Consider the following 21510-nt stretch of genomic DNA (forward strand, 5'->3'; position numbering starts at 1 on the left):
GCTCTCGGACTCTCGGACTCTCGGGCTCTCGGATCCGGCCCGGCGGCCCGGTCCGCCGCGACGGCTCAGGCCGCCTCGGCCATCGCGCTGTTCACCAGGTCGAGCAGCTGGCGCGGGGTCTCGACGGCCGCCATCACGTCGTCGGCGAGGTCGGTGCCGTAGCGGCGGGTGATCACCGCCGCCGTCTCCAGCAGGGCCAGCGAGTCGTAGCCGAGGTCGGTGAACGGGAGGTCCAGGGCCTCGGGGTCGATCCGGGTCTGTTCGTCCTCGCCCGCGCACTCGGCGAGGATTCCTCGGAGGTCGTCGAAGGTCAGGTGGCTCATGGCCGGTCCTCCCGGGCGGTCTCGCGGACGGATGGGCGGGTCGTGCCCCGGGCGGCCCCGCGGCCCGGCTCCACGGCGCGCACCACCAGGGCGGAGTTGAAGCCGCCGTGGCCGCGCGCCAGGACCAGCGCGGCCCGGACCCGCAGCGGGCGCGGTTCGCCCCGCACCAGGTCGAGCCGGTGGCCGGGCACCGGCCGGGTGACGTGCGCCGCCGCGGGCAGCACGCCGTCCCGGACGGACAGCAGCGCGGCGGCGGTGTCCAGCGGCGGGCCGCCGCCGGTGAGCCGGCCGGTGAGCGTCTTGGGCACGCTCACCGGGACCCCGTACGGGCCGAACAGCGCCTCGATCGCCGCCGCCTCGGCGTCGTCGCGCTCGCGGACGCCGGCCGCGTCGGCGAAGACCACGTCGATGTCCCCGGCCGCCAGGCCGGCGTCCGACAGGGCCAGCCGGGCGGCGCGTTCCAGGCCGGGCGGGCGGCCGGACCCGGGCGCCGGGTCGAAGGTCGCCGCGTACCCGGCGATCTCGCCGTAGACCTGGTGGGCACCGCGCGCGGCCGCCGCCGCGGCGCTCTCCACGATCAGCACGGCGCCGCCCTCGCCGGGCACGTGCCCGGCGGCCCCGGTGTCGAACGGCAGGTAGGCGCGGGTCGGGTCGGCGACCGTCGAGACCCCGCCGCCGGACAGGTGCGCCACCAGCCCCCACGGGTCGAACGCGGACTCCACCCCGCCGCTCACCACCAGCGAACTCCCCCCGCGCAGGGTGCGCCGGGCGTGGCCGAGCGCGTCGAGCCCGCCGGCCTGGTCCGCCACCAGGACGCTTCCCGGCCCGCGCATGCCGTGGCGGATGGAGATCTGACCGGTGTTGGCCGCGTAGAACCAGGCGAAGGACTCGTAGACGCTGACGTGCTGCGGGCCCTTGGTCCACAGCTTGCGCGCCTCGCGGTGGGTGAACTCGAAGCCGCCGGTGGCGTTGGAGGTCACCACGCTCATGCCGTACTCGGGCAGCTCGGCCGGGTCGGCGCCGGAGTCGGCGAGCGCCCAGTCGGCGGCGGCGACCGCCAGCCGGGTGACCCGGTCGGTCTGCGGCAGCAGGCGGCCCGGCAGGTGGGCGGCGGCGTCGAAGTCCGGGATGAGCCCGGCCAGGCGCACCGGGTACTTCGTGGCGTCGTAGCGGGTGATGGGGCGGATCCCGCTCTCGCCGCGCAGGGTCGCCGCCCACCAGGCCTCCGTACCCAGGCCGTTGGGCGCGGCCACGCCGATGCCGGTGACCACCGCGGTGTCCGCGCCGGTGCCGGCTGCGCCTCCGGCACCGGCTGCGGGCCCGGTGCGGACGGCGGGCCCGGCGGCGGCGCCTCCGGTGTCCACGCCGCTCATGCGGCGTCCGCCCGGGTCAGGACCATCGCGCTCTGGAAGCCGCCGAAGCCGCTGCCGACCGACACCACGGTGTCCAACCGGGCCTCCCGCGCCTCGTTGGGCACGTAGTCGAGGTCGCACTCCGGGTCGCGCTCGTGCAGGTTGGCGGTGGGCGGGACGGCCCCGTGCTCCATGGCCAGCGCGCAGGCGGCGATCTCGATCGATCCGATCGCCCCGAGCGAGTGACCGACCATCGACTTGATGGAGCTGACCGGCACCCGGTAGGCGTGGTCGCCGAGTGCCTGCTTGAAGGCCATCGTCTCGTGCCGGTCGTTCTGCTTCGTGCCGGAGCCGTGGGCGTTGACGTAGTCGACCGCGTCGGGTGCCCGCCGTGCCTCGGCCAGGGCGTGCCTGACGGCCTCGGCCATCTCGCGGCCGTCCTTCTTCAACCCGGTCATGTGGTAGGCGTTGCAGCGCGTGGCGTACCCCGAGACCAGCCCGTAGACGTGCGCGCCCCGGGCCCGGGCGTGCTCCAGCTCCTCCAGGACGAACATCGCGGCGCCCTCGGCGATCACGAACCCGTCGCGGCCGCGGTCGAAGGGGCGCGAGGCGTGGGCCGGGTCGTCGTTGCGCACCGAGGTGGCGCGGACGGCGTCGAAGCAGGCGACGGCGATCGGTGAGATCGGGGTGTCGGCCGCGCCGGCCAGCATGACGTCGGCGCTGCCCTCCGCGATCAGGTCGCGGGCGTAGCCGATGGAGTCAAGACCCGAGGTGCACCCCGTGGAGACCACGGCGGCAGGGCCCTCGGCGCCTGCCGTCCAGGCCACCTCGGCCGCCAGCGAGCTGGGCACGAAGGCGTCGTACAGGTGCGGTGACACGTAGTCGCCGTCGACCTCCCACTGCCGGCCGCTGTCGCTGAGGACGAGGTACTCCTGTTCCAGGGTGGTGGTGCCGCCGACGGCGCTGCCGACGCTGACCCCGACCCGGTGCGGGTCCAGCGCGGCGAACTCGAGTCCGCTGTCGGTGATGCACTCGCGGGCGCTGACCACGGCGAACTGGGCCGCCCGGTCGAGCCGGCGGACCTCCCGGGGGGTCAGGCCGTACAGCGCCGGGTCGAAGTCCACCTCGGCCGCCACCCGCGAGCGGAAGCGGCCGGGGTCGAACAGCGAGATGGTCCGGGTGGCGGTGCGCCCGGAGACGAGCAGGTCCCAGAACGCCTTCCGGCCGATCCCGCCGGGCGCGACCACACCGATGCCGGTGATGGCGACGCTACGGTTCATAGTCGGTTCTCCTCTTTTCCTCTTCCGTCCTCTGCCGTCGGCAGCCGTCCCCGCAGCTGCCCTCCGGTCGCTCCGTCAGCTCGCGGCGGGGATGCGGGCACCGATGTACGCGATGAAGTCGGCGGGCGTCTTGAGGTCGTCGAGGTCCTCGTCCGGGATGGCGACGCCGTAGTCGTCCTGGATCCGGACGGCGATCTCGTAGACCACGATGGAGTCGTAGCCGAGGTCGCCGAACTCGCTGTCGACCGAGGCCGCGTCGAGCTCGCCGCCGTCGGTGCCCTCGAAGCACTTCGCCACGATCTGCTGGAAGTCGGTGAGCGTGAAGCCAGCCATGGGGTTTCCTTCCGTTCGGTGAACATCGCCACCGTCGGCAACCCGGCTGGGGACGCGGTCGAGCGGCGCTGGACAGCCGACGGCGCGGCTGGCTCCGGCCGGGTTCCAGGCAGGCCCCGGACGCTGTCCCCGGAGTGCTGACCCGAGCGGCCCGAAGGGGAGTCGACGATGGCCGAGCAGAGTGCGGTGCAGAACGCGGTGCGACCGGAGCGTCCGCGCCCGGACCGGCCGGAGGCGGACGGGGCCTGGGCGAACCGGGCGGAGGCGGACGGGCCGGAGGCGGACGGGGCGCGGACGGACGGGTTGCGGGCGGCCCCCGCCGGTCACAGCCGGCTGCTCGGGGTCGGCGGGTACCGGCCCGCCCGGGTGGTCGGCAACGCCGAACTGGGCCGGCTGATCGGGCACCCGGAGGAGTGGATCACCGGCCGCAGCGGCATCGTGGAGCGCCGGTTCGCCGGGCCGGCGGAGACCCTGGCCGTGATGGGCGCGGCGGCTGCCGACAAGGCCCTGGCCCGCGCCGGGGTCCGGCCCGCCGACATCGACCTGGTGCTGCTGGCGAGCACCTCCAACATGCTGATGACCCCGCCGACGGCCGTCCGGATCGCGCACGAGCTGGGCGCGCACGGCGCCACGGGGATCGACCTCTCGGCCGCCTGTGCGGGCTTCTGCCACGCCCTCGCGCTGGCCGCCGACTCGATCGGCGCCGGCAGCGCCGGTCACGTCCTGGTGGTCGGCGCCGAGCGGATGACCGACATCGTGAACCCGACGGACGACTCGATGGCCTTCCTGTTCGCCGACGGCGCGGGCGCGGCGGTGGTCGGCCCGGCCGACCGGCCCGGGATCGGACCGGTGGCCCGCGCCGCCAACGGCCGGTACTTCGACTCGCTGCGGATGTCGCACGGGTGGGACGCCTACGCGGGATCACCGGGCACGACCGAGCGGCCCTGGCTGCGGATGGACGGCCGCCGGGTGTTCCGGTGGGCGATGGAGGAGGTCTGCCCGGGCGCGCGCCGGGCGCTGGACGGCGCGGGGGTCGCGCCCGGGGACCTGGACGTGTTCGTGCCGCACCAGTCCAACGCGCGGATGATCGACCTGATGGCCGAACGGCTGGAGCTGGGGCCGCGGACGGTGGTCTCGCACGACGTGGCCCGCACCGGGAACACGTCCTCCGCCTCGGTGCCGCTGGCCCTGGAGGCGCTGCTGGAGGCCGGGGAGGCCGGTCCGGGCGACACCGCGCTCCTGGTCGGCTTCGGCGCCGGCCTCAACTACGCGGGCCAGGTGGTCCTGCTGCCGTGACGCCCGCCGCCCGGCCCTCGCCGTCGGCCCGGGAGGGCGCCGGGGTTCGGCTCGGCCGACCCGGTGGAGCACGCTGGCGGGGACCGGTCCGACGGCTCCGCACCCGCCGAAACGCCGGGACCGGGAGAGGGTGCCGGCGCTTCGGCGTCCGCGCGGTGCGGCCTGCCGCGGTGTCAGAAGGAGATCGTCGGCGAGACCCGGAGCGGACCGGGCGACGTGGAGGCCAGCTCGGCGACCCGGGCGGCCACCTCCAGGGACTGGGCGCGGTTGAAGCGCGGGTCGCAGGCCGACTCGTACCGGTCGGCGAGGTCGTCGGCGGAAACCCCGCCGGTTCCGCCGACGCACTCGGTGACGTCCCGGCCGGTCATCTCCAGGTGCAGGCCCCCGGCCACCGTGTCCAGTGTGCGGTGCACTTCGAAGAAGCCCCTGATCTCGTCCATGACCGTGTTGAAGTACCGGGTCTTGTGTCCGGAGGGCGCGGTGACGGTGTTGCCGTGCATCGGGTCGCACACCCACGCCGTGGGGAAGCCCTCGGCCGCCACCCGGGAGACGAGCTCGGGCAGGACGTGCCGCACGGCCCGGGAACCCATCCGGCTGATGAAGGTGAGCCGCCCGGGCTCCCGCTCGGGGTCGAGGCGGTCGGCCAGCCGCAGCACGGTGTCCGCGTCCGCGGTCGGGCCGAGCTTCACGGCGATCGGGTTGTCGACGGTGCTGAAGTACTCGACGTGCGCGCCGTCCAGGTCGCGGGTCCGCTCGCCGATCCACAGCAGGTGACCGGAGCCGGCCCAGCGACGCCCGGTGCGCGGGTCGGTCCTGGTCAGCGCGGCCTCGTAGTCCAGGAGAAGACCTTCATGGGAAACGAAGAACTCGTCTCCCTCGTCCGCGAGTTCGCGGAGATACCCGATGGTCACCGCAGCGACGCGACGGCTCCGGAGGAGGCGGCCTGGGTCGGGCGTCCGCGCCTCGGGGGTGAACTCGGTCCCGTTGACGGCATCACCCCGATAGACCGGCAACGTCACACCGCCACGGGTCTCCGTGTTCCGGGAACGGGGCTTGGCGTACTGGCCGGCGGTCCGCCCCATGGTGACCACCGGCATGGCCAGGGCGTCCGACAGGGTGGCCGCCATGCTGCGCAGCGTGCCACGGGTGGCACCCACACCTTCGGGGGTGATCATGTCGAAGGTCTCCGCGCAGTCCCCGCCCTGGAGCAGGAAGGACCGGCCGCGTGCCACGTCGGCCATGCGCAGACGGAGGCGCTCGCACTCCTCGGCCGGGACGAGGACGGGCAGGGACTCCAGCCGACGCACGGCGTCCCGCAGTTCGGAAACGCTGGGCCAGTCCGGCTGCTGGGCCGCCGGCCTGGTCCGCCAGGCGTCGTCCGGTACGGGCAGGGGGACTTCGAGGTCGGGGCGCACGCGGTGTCCTGACTGGTGGATGGGCTCGACGGCCCGGCTTCCGGGGGGATCGGCGCCGCGTCCGGGCCTGAGCGCCCGGGCGCGGCGGCGCGATGGCGCTGCGGGGAGGTGGTACTGCGGGGAGGTGGTGCGGAACGTCGGGGAGGAGCTTCAACCGAAGCGCTAGTTAGGTTAGGTTAACCTAACCCGAGCGGTCCCGACACCCTCACCCCCGCCGGCCCATGACACCCCCCTGAGGCTCCGCCGGCTCCAGAGGCGGCGTCACGCCGTTCGGACCCGGGGAGAGTTGGAGTTAACGGAGGCGGGCGTCGACCCTTCCGCTCCACTCCACCCGCAGCCGGCCGGTGGCTCCGTTCTGGACACCTGTCTATGATTACTGGACACTCGTCCAGAACGGAGCCTCGTCATGGGTATCGTCGCGAACACGCTGGTGGGCCTGGTGGCCGCCCTGCACGGCTACATCCTGGTGCTGGAGATGTTCCTCTGGGAGCGCGCGCCGGGGCGCGGCCTCTCCGGCTTCGACGCCACGACGGCAAAGGCCACCGCCCCGCTGGCCGCCAACCAGGGCCTCTACAACGGCTTCCTGGCCGCCGGCCTGGTCTGGGGGCTGCTCGCGGACGACCCCACCGGCTTCGGCGCCCAGGTCTTCTTCCTGTCCTGCGTCGTGGTGGCCGGCCTGTACGGCGCGGCGACCGCCAACCGCCGGATCCTCTTCGCCCAGGCCCTGCCCGGCGCCCTCGCGCTCGCCGCCGTCCTGGTCGCCCGGTGAGCGACGCACGGGCCGACCGCACCCGGGCCAAACTCCGCGCCGCGCTGCTCGCCGAGTGCGCCGAACGCCCGCTCGGCGAGGTCAGCGTGGCCGCCGTGGTCCGGCGCGCGGCCGTCGGACGCGCCACCTTCTACCTGCACTACGAGGACCTCCGGGCCCTCGCCGTGGACGCCTGCGCCCAGGTCGCGCGCGAGGGCGTCGACGCCCTGCACGCCTGGCGCGGCGTCCCCGACCCGGCCGCCCCGCCCCCGGCGCTCGCCGCGTTCCTCGCCGAGGTGGCGGAGCACGCGGCGGTCCACCGCCCGCTGCTGCTGCCCGGCGGCACCGGACCGCTCGGCGAGGTCCTCCACCGCGAGCTGCGCGAACGCAGCCGCACCGAGCGGGCCCTGGCCGGTGCGCCACACCCCGACCTCGTCGCGACCGCCGTCGCCGCGACCTTCACCGCACTGCTGGCGGACTGGCTGCACGCCCTCGTCCCGGCCACCTCCGAGGAGCTCGCCGCCCGGAGCTGGCGCCTGCTGATCTCCCTGCACCGCACCCCGTTCGAGTGAAACCGCGGGCCCGGCCCGGGATCACTCGCCGGCGAGGAGGCGGCGTACGCGCTCCAGGGTCTCGGGGTCCCGGGCGGCGGTGAGCGGGAGGGTGTTCCCCCCGGCGAGACGGAAGGGCACACCACCCCGGGTGGTGTGGGCGCCGCCGGCCTCGGCGACCAGGAGGAGGCCGGCCGCGTGGTCCCAGGCGTTCTCCCAGCAGAAGGCGACGGCATCGAGGGCGCCGCGGGCGATGGCGAGGTATTCGAGGCCGGCCGACCCCGCGCACGGCCGGGTGGTCACCCCGTCGGTGCGCAGACCGAGCAGGGCACGCCGCTGGTCGGGCGTGGTGTAGTCCGGGTGCGAGGAGGCGATCTCCAGCGGAGCCCCGGGCCCCGGGGAGCCGGCGAACAGCGGGACGCCGTCGAGCCGGGCCCCGCCGCCCCGGAGCGCCGTCGCCATCTCGTCACGCGCCGGCGCGTACGTCCAGGAGGCCAGCAGCTCGCCGCGGTGGGCGAGGGCGACCAGGGTGCAGAACCCCTCCTCGCCGCGGACGAAGGTGCGGGTCCCGTCGATCGGGTCGACGATCCAGACCGGAAGGTCGCCGCCCAGGGCGCCGTAGCGGGAGGGATCCGCGTCGACGCCCTCCTCCCCCACCACCACCGAGCCCGGGAGCAGCGCCGTCAGCGCCGCGGACAGGTAGGCCTCGGCACGCCGGTCGGCGATCGTCACCAGGTCGTGCGGGCCCTTCTTCTCGGCCACCTGGTCGGCGGCGAGCGACCGGAAGTGCGGCATGATCTCGGCGGCGGCCGCCTGCCGGACCACCTCCGCGACGGGCGTCAGGCACTCTGCGGCGAAAGCTTCGTCGATCATCGCACCATCAGACCACACCCCCGGGGAGTCCCGGCCGGCCGAGCCGGCCGTACCGTCCGCCACAGGCCGCGCCGCCCGCGCCGTCGCGGTCAGCCCTGCCGGCCGGCGAGCCGCTGCGCCGCGGTGTCGCCGCGCTTCCCCACCGGCTGCGTACCGAACGCCTGGCCGAGACCGAAGGACGGCATGCCGACGTAGACGGACTCGTGCCCGCCGGCGGGCACCTGGAAGGTCTCGTGCCAGATCCCCACCCCCGGCGCCCTGTCCGCCGCCGACGCGGCGCGGGCGCGGCGGTTGAACGCCTGCCAAGCGGGCCGGTGGTGGCGGTCCGCCGCCGACGCGTAGGCCAGCAGCCGGTCCGCGTCCCGCCAGTACTGGATCAGGGTGATCTCGCGCAGTCCGCCCCCGACCACGACCCGGAAGCCCGCCATGCCGGAGTCCGGGTCCTTCGCCAGCTCCCGCAGCATGGCCGGCATGGCTTTGAAGGTGGGCCACCACTGGCGCACGGCGCGCCACCGGTTGATCCGCATACCGATGAGGAAGACGACGACGCCGCCTTCGTGGGCATCGGTGGTTCGCCCGCGTGAAAGGGTAGTTGGTGCCATGACTCACCCCTGAGGTCAATGGATAGTGTCGCTATCCCTATTAAGATAGTGACACTATCCCCTTGGGGTGTCCAGTCGATCCGAAAGGAAAGCCCGCCATGCGGCTGTCCGACCTCAGTACCCGCAGCGGCGTGCCGACCGCGACGATCAAGTACTACCTGCGCGAGGGCCTGCTGCCCGCCGGCGACCGCGTGACCGCCTCCCGCTCCGAGTACACCGAGGCGCACCTGCGCCGGCTCCGGCTGGTCCGCGCGCTCGTCCAGGTCGGCGGCATGAGCATCGCCGCGACCAAGGAGGTGATCCGGGCCGCCGAGGACGACACGCTCGACCAGCACCAGCGGTTCGGCGCCGCCCAGGAGGCCCTCTTCAGCGGTCGCCCGGACGCGGAGGAGAGGCCCGAACCCGGCACGGCGGCGCGCGCGGCCGTCGACGAACTGCTGGCCGAGACGGGCTGGGGCGAGTGCGTGGACCAGCCGCTCTACTGGAACCTGGTCGACGCCGTCACCGCGCTCGAACGGCTCGGCCACCCCTGCGACATCACCCGCCTGCGTCCCTACGCGGCCGCCGTCGCCCCGCTGACCGAGTACGAGGTGGACGTGCTGGCCGGATATCCCGACGAGGAGCAGCTGGAGGCGATGGTGGCCCTCACCGTGCTCAACGAGCCGATCCTCCTGGCACTGCGGCGGATCGGGCACGCCGAGGTCTCGGCGACCAGGTTCGGGTCGTCCGGGACCGCCGGGCACCCCGCCGGAGCGGGCGCGCCGAACGTCGGCTGAGACCCGCGGGGGTACGCCGGAGCCGTCGGCGTCGCCGTCGCCGAGGTGGGCGGGGTGGGCCGGTCCGCCCACCCGTCCGCCCGCACCGAACCGCCCGCAGGCGCGGTCAGCCGCGCGTCGCGGCCGGGGCGGCGTACCGGTCGCGCGCCTCGGCGAGGGCCGCCGCGAGGGCGGTCGGGCGGCGGGTCGAGAGGTAGACGTACGGGCAGAGCAGGGACGGCTCCGCGACCTCGACGCGCACGGCACGGGGCAGGTAGGTGCGGATGAGCAGACGCGCCCGGGGGCCGGCGAGGCGGGTGCGCCAGGCGAAGGCGGCGGCCTCGTCGAGGATCTCGACCGCGCCGGTGTGCTCACCGCGCAGCACGATCGGGCCGGCCACCAGGACACCGTCACAGATCCGGATCCTGACCGCGCCGTACCAGCGCAGCGCCGGGACCGCCGCGGTCAGCAGCAGGGCGCCGGCCGCCGCCGCGGCCGTCGGACCGAGTGGCAGCAGGGCGGCCGTGAGAGCGCCGGCCGCCACCAGGACGGCCAGCCACCAGCGCCTCGGGACGGAGAGACGTTCGTCGTAGATCACCACACCCGGGATGCTGTCACGGCCTCACACGCCCCCCGCAGGTGGGTCACCGGTGGGAGCGCGGGCACCTCGCCCCACGCCGCGCGGCCCGGCGGGCGACCGGGCGGGTGAACATCCGCGCACCGCCCCCGTCCTCCCGGTCCGCCGCCCCCCGCCGGCCGGGACACTGGGCCCCGGGACACCGGCGCCCACCGACACGGCGACAGGAGTGCACATGGACGTGGTCATCGGCACGTGGAACCTGGAGAACCTCTGCCGGCCCCGGGAGGACGGCGCGCCGCCCTCGCACCGGTGCGCGGCCAAGAACCAGGACGTCTACGACGCCAAGCTCGGGGCCCTGGCCGAGGCCGTCGACCGCATCGCCCCGGACGTCCTCGGGGTCCAGGAGGTCGGCGGCCCGGCCGAACTCGACGACCTGGTCGCGCGCCTCGACGGCGACTGGCACACCGAACTGTCCGACCACCCCGACGAGCGCGGCATCCGGGTCGGCTTCCTCAGCCGCCACCCGCTCACCCGCGTCGAGGACCGGACGGCGTTCCCCCAGCGCCTGCGGCCGATCCAGGTCGAGGACTTCGGCGAGCCGATCCACACGATGGGGCGCGGCGCGCTGGCCGTCTCCGTCGAACCGAGCCCCGGCCACACCCTCCACCTCGTGGTCTGCCACCTGAAGTCGAAGCTCCTCACCTTCCCGGGCGACCGGCACAGCACCGAGGACGAGGGCGAGCGGGCCCGCTACGCCGCCTACGCCCTGTTCCGGCGCGGCGCCGAGGCCGCCGCGGTGCGCGAACTGGCCGACCGCCTGCTGGCCGACGAGGGCCGCACCCGCGACGTCGTCGTCCTGGGCGACCTCAACGACGAGTGGCAGGCCGCCACCACGCAGATCCTGTACGGACCGCCCGGCTCCCAGATCGGCACCGGCGGCTTCGACAGGCCGGACCTCCGCGACGGCAGCCGCCTCTGGAACCTCGCCCCGCGCATCCTCGCCGCCGGCGGCTTCTCCCGGGTCTTCGAGGGGCAGCGCGAACTCATCGACCACATCCTGGTCAGCCACGCGCTGCTCGAACGGGTGACAGCCGTCTCGACGGGGGCGGGGAGCCTGCCCGATGTGAGCGGTGCCCAGCCCACCGCCCCGCACGCCGGCCCCTCCGACCACGCTCCCGTCCTCGCCCGGCTCGCCTTCCCCTGACCCGGCCGGGCGGCGGGCGGGCGGGCGCCGTCAGGCGGCGGAAGGGCGGCGGACGGGGTACCGGGCGCCCCGTCCCGCCGTCAACTGCGTTCCGGGTGCCCGCGCCGGCCCGGGGGCAGGGCCGCCGGGAGTTGCTCCGGGCCGGTCGGAACCGGTCGGAACCGGTCGGTCAGGGCTGGTCGTACCAGGAGAACGCGACGATCCGCCAGCCCTCCGGGGTCCGGACGAACTGGATGGTCTTGGTCCCGCCGCCCTCGAACGGCTCGCCGTCCAGGACCCCGGACTTGCGGTACTCGCCGAAGCGGGACGCGATGTCCCCCTCGATCTCGGTCCGGGCCGAGGTCTCCCACTCGGAGAAGTCGACCAGCCGCCCGTCGTTCAGCAGCCGCTCGCGCGGCTCGACGAACTCCTCGACGGAGTAGACCGTGAACTCCGGGCCGGTCTTGACGATCACACCTCCCGGCACGAGCAGGCGGCGGATCCGGGCCACGTCGGCCGGCCTGCCGTCCCGGTTGTCGAAGGCCCCGAAGAACTCGGCGGTCAGCAGGTCGATTTCGATCGTGGACATGATCCGACCGTAGCACCGGCCGGTTCCGCGATCATCACTTTCGACAAGATGTGACACTTCATTCCACGACGAACCATGAAGCCGCCTCCCCTGCACGGCGATCAGCGACCCGACGTCGCACACGGACGACCCCCGGGCAGCCGACGGCGACGCCCTCCGCAGCTCCCGGGGCTCGCGGACCGGTCCCGCCCCCACAAGTCCACAGATGTGGTGATGTCGCGCCCCTATGGTGAATTGGTTGGGATGGCTAGCATGGGCATGCCGCAAGGAATCCGCCAACCCGTATGGGAGGAACCACCCATGAGTGCACTGGCCCTGGACATCCGCGACGCCGGTCTGCTGGACATCGACGACGAGACCATCACCTTCGAGGACGAGTTCGACGCGGACCTCGCCCCCGTGGCGTGTCTCGCCGACCCGTGGGTCACCTACGTCCCGACCCGCTTCGAGTGTGCCGTCAACTCCTGACCCCGTCGGGAGAGTCGGACAACCGTCGGCCGCCGCCCGCGAATCCGCGCGCGGCGGTCGCGCGTACGGCCCCCGAGACCCGCGCGGCTCCGCCCTCCGGGCCGGGACAGCGGGCCGAAGCGTGCAGAACACCGGACAGGGACCTCGGGGAGGGTGCATCCGTGCCGTCGACAGCAGCGGTGAACGCACGGACGGACTCCGGGACGGCCGGGGCGCTGCGCGGACGGCTGACGGAGCTGGTGGCCCTGGCGACCACCGCGTCCAGCACGGCCGCCGCGCCCGGTGCCCGCCGCGAATGTCACGCCGGGGACGGCTGGTTGTACCTCCACGACCCCGACATGCCGGAGCTCGCCCACGGCTGGAAGCTCCACGTCTCGACCCGCCCCGACCTCCTCCCGCTCCTGCTGGAGGTGGTGGTACCGATCCTGCTCCGCCGCACCTGTGACGCCAAGTTCGCCGCCGACGCCGCCGTGCTGCGCGAACTGAACGCCGGAGTTCGCGGTGCGGCAGCCGTCGGCAAGGCGGTCACGGTGTACCCGTCGGCGCATGAACCCGCCGCTCTCGGGCAGGAGTTGGCGGAGGCACTGGCCGGCTGGGACGGCCCCCGCGTGGTCAGCGACCGGCGGGTCCGGGCGGACGCCCCGGTCTACTACCGCTACGGGCCGTTCCGCCCCTCCGCCGACGACCCCGAACTCGTCATGACCGGTCCGGCCGGCGAACGGTTCACGGGTCTCGCCCGGGACGCCTACCGCCAACCACCCTGGGCGGAGGACCCGTTCGACACCCGAACCCGGCGGCGCCGCGCGACCACCCGGGTCGGCGACGGCCGCTACCGGATCACCGCCGGGATCACCCGCTCGCCGAACGGGCACGTCTACCGTGCGGTCGAACTCTCCACCGGCCAGGAGGTGGTGGTGAAACAGGCGCGGGCCTTCGTCGCCGAGGACACCACCGGAGTCGACGCCCGCGGCCGGCTCCGGCACGAGCGGCAGGTGCTCACCGCACTCGCGGGCGTGGCCGGGGTGCCGCGGCTGGTCGACTACTTCCGGCACGGCGAGGACGAGTACCTGGTGAGCAGCGCCTGCGGACCGCGCGACCTGCGCCGCGAGGTGCTCGGGTCGGGACCGTACGACACCACGGCCGACCGGCGGGGCGCCCGACCCGGCGCCCCGCCCGCGCAGGAACGCGGCTGGTGGACCCTGGCCCGCGGGCTGTTGCGGATCCTGGACGCCGTGCACGCACGCGGCGTGGTGGTCCGGGACCTCAAGCCCGCCAACGTGGTGCTCGACGCGTCCGGCGGATGCTCGCTGGTCGACTTCGGGGTCAGCGCCCTCGACGGCGCTCGCCCCGACGGCGCGACCCGGGGCTACGGCCTTCCGCTCGCCACGGAGACCGAACCGGCCGACGACTACTACGCGTTGGGCACCACGCTGTCCTACGCGGCCACCGGACTCGACCCGGTGGTGATCGACCCGGATCCCGCGACCAACCGTGACCGCACCCTGGCCTGCCTCGCCGCCGCACTCGCGCGGACCGGGCGCCCGGCGGCCCCGGTGGTCACGGTGGTGACCGGCCTGCTGAGCCTCGATCCCGCCGAGCGCACGGCAGCCGCAGCCACGCTGCGGCGCGGTGAGACCCCTCCCGCCACCCGTGCCGCGTACGGCCCGCCCGCCGTCACCGCCGGGCTCCTCGACGAGGTCGTCAGCCACCTGCTCACCCGCTGCGTCCGGACGGCCGACGAGCTGGTCGCCGCCGACCGGCGGGGCGGGGAGCCGCGCAAGCTGCTCTCGCTCTACGACGGCGGCGCGGGCCTCGGCCTCGAACTGCTGCAGCACGCCGACCGTCCGGACGCGCGCGCGGCGGTCGTCGCGCTGGCCCGGTGGACGGCCGACCACCCGTCGATGGACCGGCTCGGCCCGGGACTGTACGACGGCCGGGCCGGGGTCGACCTGTTCCTCGCCCACGCGGCCGACCCTCTCGGTACCGAGCCACCGGCCGGCCCGCCGGCCGGTCGTCCGGGCCCAGGTCCGGGTCCCGGCGCCGGGACCTGGGCGGACGCGGTCGCCGACCCGCTCCGGACGGACCAGATCTCCGGCGCCGCAGGTGTCGGCACAGCCCGGCTGCTGCTCGCCCGGCGTGCGGCGGCGGCCGGCCGGCACGGGGACGCCCGGATCCACCTGGCCGTGGCGACCGCGTGCGCCCACCGGCTCACCGCCGGTCCCGCCGACCCCGGGGAGGCTCCCAACCCCGGAACCGCCGCGCTCGCCGAGGGCTTCGCCCACGGCCGGGCCGGCCTCGCCCACTTCCTGCTCGCCCTGCCCGGCGCGTACGCCGAGGCCGCCGCCGCGGACCGGTCCGGCACCGAGGCCCGTGCACCCCGAGGCCCCGCCGCAGAGGCGGCACAGGCAACCCAGGCAGCAGAGGCGGCACGGGCCGCACAGGCGGAGCAGGCGGCACGCAGCATCCTGGACGCACTCGCCGCCGACGTGCCGCGCCTCGTCGCCGACGCCGCGCGGCCCGGGGCCACCCGCCGCTACGGATCCTGGTGCCGCGGCCTGGCCGGAATCGGAACGACGCTGGTCCAGGCGGGCCGGCACTACGGCGAGGACGGGTTCACCGCCCGCGCCGCCGAAGCGGCGACCGCCTGCCGCGCCCTGGCCCCGAGGATGGGCACGGTCGGGCAGTGCTGCGGTCTGGCCGGCGTCGGGGAACTCCTGGTCGACCTCGCCGTGGCCACCGGGGACGAGCGGCACTGGCGGGCCGCCGAGGAGATCGCCGGGCTGATCCTGACCCGCGGCGGAGGCCCGCCCGGCCGGCCGCTGCTCCCCGGCGCCGACCCCGCCGTCGAGTCCGCCACCTGGGCCGTCGGGACCCCCGGGGTGCTGTCCTTCCTGCGCAGGCTGCAGCGCCGGGGCGGGCCCCGGCCGGGCATGCTGTTCCCGTCCTGACCGGGGACGGCACCCCCGCCCCGCGCCGGACGCCGGCCTGCGGGGTGTCCGTGCGGTCTCCGGTCAGGGGGTTCCGGTGGCCGCCCGCTCCTCCGCCTGGCCCCGGGTGAGCCGCCAGACCTGTTCCTCGCCGCTCTCCGCCGGGGCCAGCCGCTCGGCCGGGCGGCGGACGTCGGCGGTGAACCCCAGGCGCGCGGGGACGGCGCCGCTGGCCCGGTTGGCCACGTCGTGGACGATCTCGACGTAGTCGACGCCGGGGAGGCGGAACGCCTGCCCGACCAGGGCGACGACGCTCCGGCTCGCGACCCCGCGGCCGGTGGCACCGGGGTGCAGCCAGTAGCCGATCTCACGGGCGCCGTCCGCCGTGCCCTCCCGCCGGAAGATCCCGCAGGCACCGACGATCGCCCCGTCCAGCACGACCGCGTACGTGAAGTCCGTCCCACTCTCCCAGCGCTCCGGGCGGGCCGCCAGGAACTCGGCGGTCCGTTCCCGGCTGTGGTCGGCGATCCAGGACATCCACGGCCGCAGATGCTCCAGCGACTCCTCGATGACCCGGAAGTACTCCGGAAGGTCCGCCTCGCCCTCGAAGCGGCGGAGCGTCAGCTCGGTGTCCAGTTCGATCACCCGCAGGGGAAGGTCCATGCCCGAGGATCGTCCTCGACCGTTCCCGGCGGCAAGGCGTTTTCCGGGCGCACCGCAGCAGACCACCGAGCTCCCCCGCTCCCCGGCCCTGCGGGGGTGGCAACCGTTCCACGGCTGCCACCCCCGTTCTGCGTCCCGGTCCGCCCGTGAGCTCGCAGGCTCCGCCATGACCCTGCTGCGCTCCCGTGCGGACGTCGAGGCGCCGCGCTGGACGTGCGGGCCGTACTGGCGGCGCCGGAGGCGGGGTTCCGCCTGCACCCGCCGGCCGACGGTGAGTTGCCGGCACTGCTCGTCCCGGCCTCCGTCACCGCCCGGCGGGCCGGGCCGGCCGCGGCACGGTCATGTGGTCGGGGTGGTGGGTGGCGACGTCGTGGGCGGCTCGGACGAAGGCGGCGACGGCTGCGGATCGCGAGGTCTCCGGCCAGGCGACCACGACCGCGCTGGGGCTGAGGCCGGTGACCGGCCGGTATGCGATGTCCGGGCGCTGGTGCCGCTCGGTGGTGGAGCGGGACAGGAACGCCACCGCCTGCCCCAGCGCGACCACCTCCAGGAGTTGCTCGACGCTGGCCACGAGCGGCCCCTCAGGAGTGTCAGCCGGCGCCGGGCCTGGGTGGCCGTCGCCCGCTTCCGCTCCGTCGCCTCCTGTGTAGTAGGCGGTGGTGGAGGGGGCGGCCCCCTTCCAGCGCGGGATCGGTTCGCCCCTGAGGTCGGCCAACCGCAGTCGCCGGCGTCCGGCCAGGCGGTGCGCGGCGGGGAGGACGGCCAGTCGCGGCTCGACCACGAGCGTCTGGGAGTCCAGTCCCTGACCGTCGAACGGGCTGCGGAGCAGCGCTACGTCGGCACGGCCGTCCCGCAGCATGGCGATCGGCTCACCGCTGCCGCCGACGACGACTTCAGGCGGCGGCAGATGCGAACCCGTTCCCCGGTAGGCGGCGAGGATCTCCCGCAGCAGCCCGGCGTCGCCTCCCGGTTTGACCGCCACGACGAGCTGGGGTGTCGGCTGACCGGCCCGGCGTGCTCGCCGGGCCGCCGCGTGCACCGCGTCGACCGCGATCCGCGCCTGGTCGAGAAGCACCTGACCGGCGTTGGTCAGCCTCACCTGCCGGGTGGTGCGCTCCAGCAGGCGTACCCCGAGCCGGGACTCCATCTGAGCGATCGCCTTCGACAGCGGGGGCTGCGCCATCCCCAGACGTTGCGCGGCCCGGCTGAAGTTCAGTTCCTCGGCGACCGCGACGAAGTACCTCAGCTCCCGCACCTCTAGCTCACTCATATCTGTGGACTATAGATCCAGAGTCTTCTGGTCTTTCCCTGCCGCCCCTGGGTGAGGGGAGGCTGGGTGCCATGACGACTTCGCAGAAGACTGCTCTGATCACCGGCGCGAACAAGGGCATCGGCAAGGAGACGGCGCGCAGGCTCGCAGCCCGCGGCATCACCGTGCTGATCGGCGCCCGCAACGCCGAGCGTGGCGAGGCTGCGGCCGAGGAGCTTCGCGCGGGCGGCGCCGACGTTCGGTTCGTTCCGCTGGACGTCACCGACGAGACCTCGGTCCAGGCCGCCGCCAAGCACATCGACGCCACGTTCGGTCGCCTCGACATCCTCGTCAACAACGCCGCGATCGCCGCCGGACCGCAGAAGCCGAGTGAGACCCCGGCCGCCACCGTCCGGCAGGTTTACGAGACCAACGTGTTCGGCGTCATCGCGGTGACCCACGCCATGCTCCCCCTGCTCCGCCGCTCCGCCGCCGCACGCATCGTCAACATGTCCAGCGAACTCGGCTCCCTCACCCACCTGGCCGACCCGGACAGCCCGTGGTCCTCCTACTCCTCGGTCCTCCTCCCTTACTGCACCTCGAAGAGCGCGCTGAACGCGATCACCGTGCTCTACGCCGGTGAACTGCGCGCCGAAGGGATCCTGGTCAACGCGGTGAGTCCCGGCTACTGCGCGACCGACCTCAACCGCCACACCGGGATACGCACGGCGGAGGAGGGCGCGGCCGTGGCGGTCGACCTGGCGACGGCGGGCGAGGACGGCCCGACGGGCGCCTTCTTCGCCGAGGACGGGCCGATTCCCTGGTGAGACCGTGCCGCCCGCGGCCGGTCTGCTTGTTGCTCGTGGACGACGAGGGTGACGGCGACGCCGGAGGAGCGGATCTCCCCGGCGGGCTTCACCGCGCCCTCCGGCTCGGGGCCTTCGATACACGCCCCCGGGCCCCCGGGGCCACCGGACCCCCTTGGGCCAGCGGTCGCCGGTACCCGCCGGGATCTCGGCGGGTACCGGCGCCGTCCACCGCCTACCGTCTGCCGACGGCTCGGCGGCCCGGCCTCACTTCAGGTGCCGGCCGAAGAACCGGACCCCGTCCTCCACCTCGAACCAGGGCGTGCCGGTGTGCCCGCCCAGGTTGGAGTGCAGCGTCTTCTCCTCGGCGCCGAACGCGTCGAACAGGTCCAGGGCCCGCTGCCGGGGGTTCCCCTCGTCGTCCCACTGCAGCAGGAAGAGCAGCGGGACGGTGACCTGCCGGGCTTCCTCGCGCTGGGCGCGGGGCACGTAGCCCCCGGCGAAGAACCCGGCCGCCGCGATGCGCGGCTCGACCGCCGCCAGCCGGATGCCGACGGCCGTCCACCCCGAGTACCCGACCGGGCCGCCGATCCCGGGCAGAGCGAGGAGGGCGTCCAGGGTGGTCCGCCACTCCGGGACCGCCCTCTCGACCAGTGGGCCGATGAAGGATTCGAAGATCTCGTCGACCGGCTCGCCGGCCTGCACCGCCCGGCGGATGTCGGCCCGGGCCCGGTCGTCGGCGGCGGAGCGGGGCCGGTCACCGCACCCCGGGGCGTCGATGGAGGCCACCGCGTAGCCGTGCGCCGCGGAGTGCCGGGCCCGGGCCACCAGCCGGGACGCGCTCTTGGGCAGGCCGTTGTTGTGGGCCATCAGGATCAGCGGCAGCGGTGCCGCCGATTCAGGGGTCCACAGGGTGCCGGGGATCTCCCCGAGGGTGAATTCGCGTTCGAGGACGCCGTCGTCGAGGCGCTGCTCGGAAGTGAAACGCATGGTCGTGCCTTTCGGGAGTGCTCGTGAACGGCGCTCCCGGGCGACCTATCGCCCGACCATGACCCCGGAAAGGAGCACCCATGTCGATCCTGCGTTCACGGGTACCACCTCCTCGGTCTCTCGCACGGCCTCCGGAAACGTAGCAGTGGTCGCAGTCGTCCGCCAACAGGTTTTCGCGGAGGCTCCACGGCCGGATGCCACGGAGCCGGCGCGCTCCGCCGAGCCTTCCCGGTCATCGTGCCGGGGCCTCGGGCGTCTGCTCGACGAGGGTGGCGGTGGCACGGTCGGGGAACCCGCAGAACCGGCGGTGTTCGTCGGCGTCGAAGCGGAGAGTCGAAGCCCTGACCGGGCTCACGCCCGGCCCTGGTCCAGGGCACCGGCACCGGCACCGGCACCGGCACCGGGTACGGCACCGGGTACGGCGTCGTCCGGCGCGCGGGACGGGCCGGGGGCGTACAGCTCCAGGTGCATGCCCCAGGGGGTGAGGACGTAGACCCAGCGGGTGCCGGCCACCGGGTGGGCGGCGTGGATGGTCTGCGGGTCGGCGAGGACCCGCACGCCACGGGCGCGCAGGTACGCGGCGGCCGCGTCCACGTCGGCGACGCGCAGGGCGAGGTGGTGACCGCCCCAGTCGCTGTTGGCCGGCTGGACACGGCGCTGGTCCGGCGCCTCGTACTCGAAGAGTTCCAGCTCCAGTCCGTCGGGCAGGCGGACCACCGCGACCATGGCCCGGGCCCGCGGGTGGACGTTCAGGTGGCGGGCCATCCAGTCGCCGTCGTCCTCCACCGGCCCGGCCCGGTAGACCTCGGTGGCGCCGACGACGCCGGTGAAGAACTCGACCGCCTCGTCCAGGTCGGGGACGGTGTAGGCGGCGTGGTGAGCGCCCAGCAGCCCGGGCAACGCGCGCGTCAGGGGGTCGGTCGTGGTCACGGCTGGAGCTCCGGGGTGGTGGTAGGGGCCGGCGCGGCGGCCGGGACACCGGCGCGCAGGATCAGCACGGTCAGGACGGCCGCGCCGGCCAGCAGCAGCGGAACCAGCAGGAACCCGGCGCCGGGACTGATCCGGTCGGAGAGCGCGGCCAGCAGCATCGGGGCGGCCCCGAAGGCCGTCCCCGAGGCGTAGCCCATCCGGCTGGAGGCGGCGTCGGGCCCGTTGGTGGCGGTGTCCAGGACCAGCACGATGGCCATCGGGAACTGCAGGGCCATCCCCAGGCCGCAGACCACCAGGCCGGCGACCGCGACGGCGGGTGCCGTCGAGGCCCAGAACAGCGCGAAGCCGACGGCCGAGAACGCGAGCGAGCCGAGCAGGACCGCCCCGGCGGGGAAGCGCAGCGTGAACCGGGCGCCGAGCAGTCGCCCGACGAAGATCCCGACGACCAGGGCCGCGCCGGCGGCGGTCGCGCCGGCGGCACTCACCCCGGCGTGTTCGCGCAGGTAGTCGGACTGCCACTGGGTCAGGCAGACCTCGACGCCCGCCACCGCGACGATCACGCCGAGGGCGGCCAGGAAGAGCCGGGGGTCACCGCGCCCGGTCACGGCGGGGGCGGGGGTCCGGTCGGCCGGTCCACCGGCGGACCGGCCCTTCGACGTCGTCGCGTCCGCCACCGGGTGACCCGAGGGCAGCCGGTGGCGCAGCAGCCGGCCGAGCAGCACGACCGCCAGCACGAGGACGGCGGTCACCGCGATACCGGGCCGCCAACCGAGGTCGGCGCTCACCGAGGCCCCGACGATCAGCGGCGCCAGCAGCCCGATCCCGGACATCGCCGCGTTCGCCTCGCTGATGGCGGCCGGCCCCGCCGCACCGTGGTGGTCGCTCAGCGAGGGCCAGATCGCGGTCAGCGCCACACAGCCGAAGAAGGCCGTCAGCAGCGTCGCGCCGAGCGTCTGGACGGTGCCGTGCGCCAGGGCGAGCAGCAGGGAGCCGACGGCCACCCCGCCCATCGCGCCCCAGAGCGTCCGGCTGCGGCCGAACCGGGCCACGAGGCGCGGGAACAGCGGCGCGCAGAGCAGCATCGCCAGCGAGAAGGCGGTGCCGTGCAGGCTCGCGACGAAGCGGCTGGTGTGCTGCTCGTCGCGCAACAGGGGCACGAGCGGGCCGAATCCGAAGACGAAGTACCCGTACGCGGCGATCTGCGCGTAGAGGAGCCACGTGGTGGCGTCCCTGGTCAGTCGAGGCATTGGCCGAAGTTAGCGCTACGCCGGGCGGAACGTCTGTACGCGGCTGTGGTACCCGACCGGGTACCCCGGCCGTGCGCCGCATCCGGCCATGCCGCAACGGGCCGACGGCGTGTCAGCATCACGACTCCGGCACGACGCCCGGTGCCGACGCCGATGCGGCCGGGACCGGTCGGGCGGCGCCGAACGGCCGGGGGGCTGACGCCGCACGTCGGCGAGCGGCTCCGGAGCACCGGCGGGCGGCGCCCTGCACGACGACGGAACGACGACGGAACGGCGCCGACCGCGACGACGGTGCCGGCGCGCCGCACGGCGTCGCGCCGCATCGGCGGCACACGACGGGCGCGGCACGC

22 protein-coding genes are annotated in these 21510 nt (G+C 74.8%); 8 read left to right on the plus strand and 14 right to left on the minus strand.

Translation table 11 applies throughout. The features are described 5' to 3' along the window. Window positions 1-65: 65 nt before the first annotated feature. From ACFWOG_RS03725 to ACFWOG_RS03740, 4 genes are all read right to left on the minus strand, one after another. Window positions 66-323 carry an acyl carrier protein gene (locus ACFWOG_RS03725; protein ID WP_329949462.1) on the minus strand — a complete coding sequence of 86 codons (258 nt, stop codon included), beginning with the start codon at window positions 321-323 and terminating at the stop codon, window positions 66-68. Continuing rightward, on the minus strand, window positions 320-1696 hold the full coding sequence (locus tag ACFWOG_RS03730; RefSeq protein WP_380354390.1) for a ketosynthase chain-length factor: 1377 nt from the start codon (window positions 1694-1696) through the stop codon (window positions 320-322). Before ACFWOG_RS03730 ends, ACFWOG_RS03725 begins: the two co-directional genes overlap by 4 nt. Continuing rightward, window positions 1693-2955: a beta-ketoacyl-[acyl-carrier-protein] synthase family protein gene (locus ACFWOG_RS03735; protein WP_329885088.1), complete on the minus strand. Its 1263-nt coding sequence runs from the start codon at window positions 2953-2955 to the stop codon at window positions 1693-1695. Before ACFWOG_RS03735 ends, ACFWOG_RS03730 begins: the two co-directional genes overlap by 4 nt. A 75-nt stretch (window positions 2956-3030) precedes the next feature. Continuing rightward, window positions 3031-3288 (minus strand): acyl carrier protein, encoded by a 258-nt coding sequence (locus ACFWOG_RS03740; RefSeq protein WP_329885087.1) that lies wholly within the window; start codon window positions 3286-3288, stop codon window positions 3031-3033. 168 nt (window positions 3289-3456) lie between these two features. Here ACFWOG_RS03740 and ACFWOG_RS03745 point away from each other — a divergent pair, with 168 nt between their 5' ends. After that, window positions 3457-4584, plus strand: a complete 1128-nt coding sequence (locus ACFWOG_RS03745) for a beta-ketoacyl-ACP synthase 3 (protein ID WP_380354393.1) — start codon at window positions 3457-3459, stop codon at window positions 4582-4584. A gap of 173 nt (window positions 4585-4757) precedes the next feature. Here ACFWOG_RS03745 and ACFWOG_RS03750 read toward each other — a convergent pair whose 3' ends face one another. Beyond that, window positions 4758-5975 carry a 3-deoxy-7-phosphoheptulonate synthase gene (locus ACFWOG_RS03750; protein WP_380354465.1) on the minus strand — a complete coding sequence of 406 codons (1218 nt, stop codon included), beginning with the start codon at window positions 5973-5975 and terminating at the stop codon, window positions 4758-4760. 430 nt (window positions 5976-6405) lie between these two features. On the opposite strand from ACFWOG_RS03750, the gene ACFWOG_RS03755 reads away from it, so the two are divergent. Further along, on the plus strand, window positions 6406-6768 hold the full coding sequence (locus ACFWOG_RS03755) for a DUF1304 domain-containing protein (RefSeq protein ID WP_329885084.1): 363 nt from the start codon (window positions 6406-6408) through the stop codon (window positions 6766-6768). Next, complete coding sequence (locus tag ACFWOG_RS03760; protein ID WP_329949458.1) at window positions 6765-7319, plus strand: TetR/AcrR family transcriptional regulator; 555 nt, start codon at window positions 6765-6767, stop codon at window positions 7317-7319. Before ACFWOG_RS03755 ends, ACFWOG_RS03760 begins: the two co-directional genes overlap by 4 nt. A 21-nt stretch (window positions 7320-7340) precedes the next feature. Here ACFWOG_RS03760 and ACFWOG_RS03765 read toward each other — a convergent pair whose 3' ends face one another. Together ACFWOG_RS03765 and ACFWOG_RS03770 are read right to left on the minus strand one after the other, a co-directional pair. Then, window positions 7341-8171, minus strand: a complete 831-nt coding sequence (locus tag ACFWOG_RS03765) for an inositol monophosphatase family protein (protein WP_329949457.1) — start codon at window positions 8169-8171, stop codon at window positions 7341-7343. An 89-nt stretch (window positions 8172-8260) separates the two neighbouring features. Beyond that, window positions 8261-8773, minus strand: coding sequence for a DUF4188 domain-containing protein (locus ACFWOG_RS03770; RefSeq protein ID WP_380354398.1), 513 nt, complete (start codon window positions 8771-8773; stop codon window positions 8261-8263). 98 nt (window positions 8774-8871) lie between these two features. Between ACFWOG_RS03770 and ACFWOG_RS03775 the strand changes: the two genes are divergently transcribed. Continuing rightward, window positions 8872-9549 carry a MerR family transcriptional regulator gene (locus tag ACFWOG_RS03775; protein ID WP_355405445.1) on the plus strand — a complete coding sequence of 226 codons (678 nt, stop codon included), beginning with the start codon at window positions 8872-8874 and terminating at the stop codon, window positions 9547-9549. Between the two features lie 106 nt (window positions 9550-9655). Here ACFWOG_RS03775 and ACFWOG_RS03780 read toward each other — a convergent pair whose 3' ends face one another. Beyond that, window positions 9656-10129 carry a DUF3093 family protein gene (locus ACFWOG_RS03780; protein WP_329949454.1) on the minus strand — a complete coding sequence of 158 codons (474 nt, stop codon included), beginning with the start codon at window positions 10127-10129 and terminating at the stop codon, window positions 9656-9658. Between the two features lie 217 nt (window positions 10130-10346). Between ACFWOG_RS03780 and ACFWOG_RS03785 the strand changes: the two genes are divergently transcribed. Then, entirely contained in the window at window positions 10347-11312 is a 966-nt protein-coding gene (locus ACFWOG_RS03785; RefSeq protein WP_380354469.1) for an endonuclease/exonuclease/phosphatase family protein, read from the plus strand. Window positions 11313-11481: 169 nt separating this feature from the next. Here ACFWOG_RS03785 and ACFWOG_RS03790 read toward each other — a convergent pair whose 3' ends face one another. Further along, window positions 11482-11880, minus strand: a complete 399-nt coding sequence (locus tag ACFWOG_RS03790) for a DUF4440 domain-containing protein (protein WP_329949452.1) — start codon at window positions 11878-11880, stop codon at window positions 11482-11484. A 300-nt stretch (window positions 11881-12180) separates the two neighbouring features. Between ACFWOG_RS03790 and ACFWOG_RS03795 the strand changes: the two genes are divergently transcribed. Both ACFWOG_RS03795 and lanL read left to right on the plus strand, forming a co-directional pair. After that, a complete protein-coding gene (locus ACFWOG_RS03795; RefSeq protein ID WP_329885076.1) occupies window positions 12181-12348 on the plus strand; it encodes an SflA family class IV lanthipeptide in 168 nt (55 codons plus the stop codon). 179 nt (window positions 12349-12527) lie between these two features. Beyond that, window positions 12528-15296 (plus strand): class IV lanthionine synthetase LanL, encoded by a 2769-nt coding sequence (gene lanL, locus ACFWOG_RS03800; protein ID WP_380354403.1) that lies wholly within the window; start codon window positions 12528-12530, stop codon window positions 15294-15296. A gap of 63 nt (window positions 15297-15359) precedes the next feature. On the opposite strand, the gene ACFWOG_RS03805 is transcribed toward lanL, so the two are convergent. Then, on the minus strand, window positions 15360-15938 hold the full coding sequence (locus ACFWOG_RS03805; RefSeq protein WP_380354406.1) for a GNAT family N-acetyltransferase: 579 nt from the start codon (window positions 15936-15938) through the stop codon (window positions 15360-15362). Between the two features lie 304 nt (window positions 15939-16242). Continuing rightward, the gene (locus ACFWOG_RS03810) at window positions 16243-17208 is read right to left on the minus strand and encodes a LysR family transcriptional regulator (RefSeq protein ID WP_380354409.1); all 966 of its coding nucleotides are present in this window, start codon (window positions 17206-17208) and stop codon (window positions 16243-16245) included. A 71-nt stretch (window positions 17209-17279) separates the two neighbouring features. On the opposite strand from ACFWOG_RS03810, the gene ACFWOG_RS03815 reads away from it, so the two are divergent. Beyond that, window positions 17280-18014 carry an SDR family oxidoreductase gene (locus tag ACFWOG_RS03815; protein ID WP_380354412.1) on the plus strand — a complete coding sequence of 245 codons (735 nt, stop codon included), beginning with the start codon at window positions 17280-17282 and terminating at the stop codon, window positions 18012-18014. A gap of 246 nt (window positions 18015-18260) precedes the next feature. Here the strand turns inward: ACFWOG_RS03815 and ACFWOG_RS03820 are convergent, their stop codons facing one another. From ACFWOG_RS03820 to ACFWOG_RS03830, 3 genes are all read right to left on the minus strand, one after another. Further along, window positions 18261-18983, minus strand: coding sequence for an alpha/beta hydrolase (locus tag ACFWOG_RS03820; protein WP_329947706.1), 723 nt, complete (start codon window positions 18981-18983; stop codon window positions 18261-18263). A 351-nt stretch (window positions 18984-19334) separates the two neighbouring features. Then, entirely contained in the window at window positions 19335-19913 is a 579-nt protein-coding gene (locus ACFWOG_RS03825) for a VOC family protein (RefSeq protein ID WP_380354415.1), read from the minus strand. Then, entirely contained in the window at window positions 19910-21160 is a 1251-nt protein-coding gene (locus tag ACFWOG_RS03830; protein ID WP_380354417.1) for an MFS transporter, read from the minus strand. Before ACFWOG_RS03830 ends, ACFWOG_RS03825 begins: the two co-directional genes overlap by 4 nt. Window positions 21161-21510 lie beyond the last annotated feature (350 nt).

It is taken from the genome of Kitasatospora sp. NPDC058406, assembly GCF_042722765.1.
Classification (GTDB): Bacteria; Actinomycetota; Actinomycetes; order Streptomycetales; family Streptomycetaceae; genus Kitasatospora.

What these genes read in the sequence shown, in the direction of transcription:
- ACFWOG_RS03745 (WP_380354393.1), top strand. Translation starts at nt 3,457, where the DNA reads ATGGCCGAGCAGAGTGCGGTGCAGAACGCGGTGCGACCGGAGCGTCCG.
- ACFWOG_RS03730 (WP_380354390.1), bottom strand. Translation starts at nt 1,696, where the DNA reads ATGAGCGGCGTGGACACCGGAGGCGCCGCCGCCGGGCCCGCCGTCCGC.
- ACFWOG_RS03740 (WP_329885087.1), bottom strand. Translation starts at nt 3,288, where the DNA reads ATGGCTGGCTTCACGCTCACCGACTTCCAGCAGATCGTGGCGAAGTGC.
- ACFWOG_RS03765 (WP_329949457.1), bottom strand. Translation starts at nt 8,171, where the DNA reads ATGATCGACGAAGCTTTCGCCGCAGAGTGCCTGACGCCCGTCGCGGAG.
- ACFWOG_RS03810 (WP_380354409.1), bottom strand. Translation starts at nt 17,208, where the DNA reads ATGAGTGAGCTAGAGGTGCGGGAGCTGAGGTACTTCGTCGCGGTCGCC.
- ACFWOG_RS03820 (WP_329947706.1), bottom strand. Translation starts at nt 18,983, where the DNA reads ATGCGTTTCACTTCCGAGCAGCGCCTCGACGACGGCGTCCTCGAACGC.
- ACFWOG_RS03735 (WP_329885088.1), bottom strand. Translation starts at nt 2,955, where the DNA reads ATGAACCGTAGCGTCGCCATCACCGGCATCGGTGTGGTCGCGCCCGGC.
- ACFWOG_RS03770 (WP_380354398.1), bottom strand. Translation starts at nt 8,773, where the DNA reads ATGGCACCAACTACCCTTTCACGCGGGCGAACCACCGATGCCCACGAA.
- ACFWOG_RS03805 (WP_380354406.1), bottom strand. Translation starts at nt 15,938, where the DNA reads ATGGACCTTCCCCTGCGGGTGATCGAACTGGACACCGAGCTGACGCTC.
- ACFWOG_RS03790 (WP_329949452.1), bottom strand. Translation starts at nt 11,880, where the DNA reads ATGTCCACGATCGAAATCGACCTGCTGACCGCCGAGTTCTTCGGGGCC.
- ACFWOG_RS03795 (WP_329885076.1), top strand. Translation starts at nt 12,181, where the DNA reads ATGAGTGCACTGGCCCTGGACATCCGCGACGCCGGTCTGCTGGACATC.
- ACFWOG_RS03725 (WP_329949462.1), bottom strand. Translation starts at nt 323, where the DNA reads ATGAGCCACCTGACCTTCGACGACCTCCGAGGAATCCTCGCCGAGTGC.
- ACFWOG_RS03775 (WP_355405445.1), top strand. Translation starts at nt 8,872, where the DNA reads ATGCGGCTGTCCGACCTCAGTACCCGCAGCGGCGTGCCGACCGCGACG.
- ACFWOG_RS03755 (WP_329885084.1), top strand. Translation starts at nt 6,406, where the DNA reads ATGGGTATCGTCGCGAACACGCTGGTGGGCCTGGTGGCCGCCCTGCAC.
- ACFWOG_RS03830 (WP_380354417.1), bottom strand. Translation starts at nt 21,160, where the DNA reads ATGCCTCGACTGACCAGGGACGCCACCACGTGGCTCCTCTACGCGCAG.
- ACFWOG_RS03815 (WP_380354412.1), top strand. Translation starts at nt 17,280, where the DNA reads ATGACGACTTCGCAGAAGACTGCTCTGATCACCGGCGCGAACAAGGGC.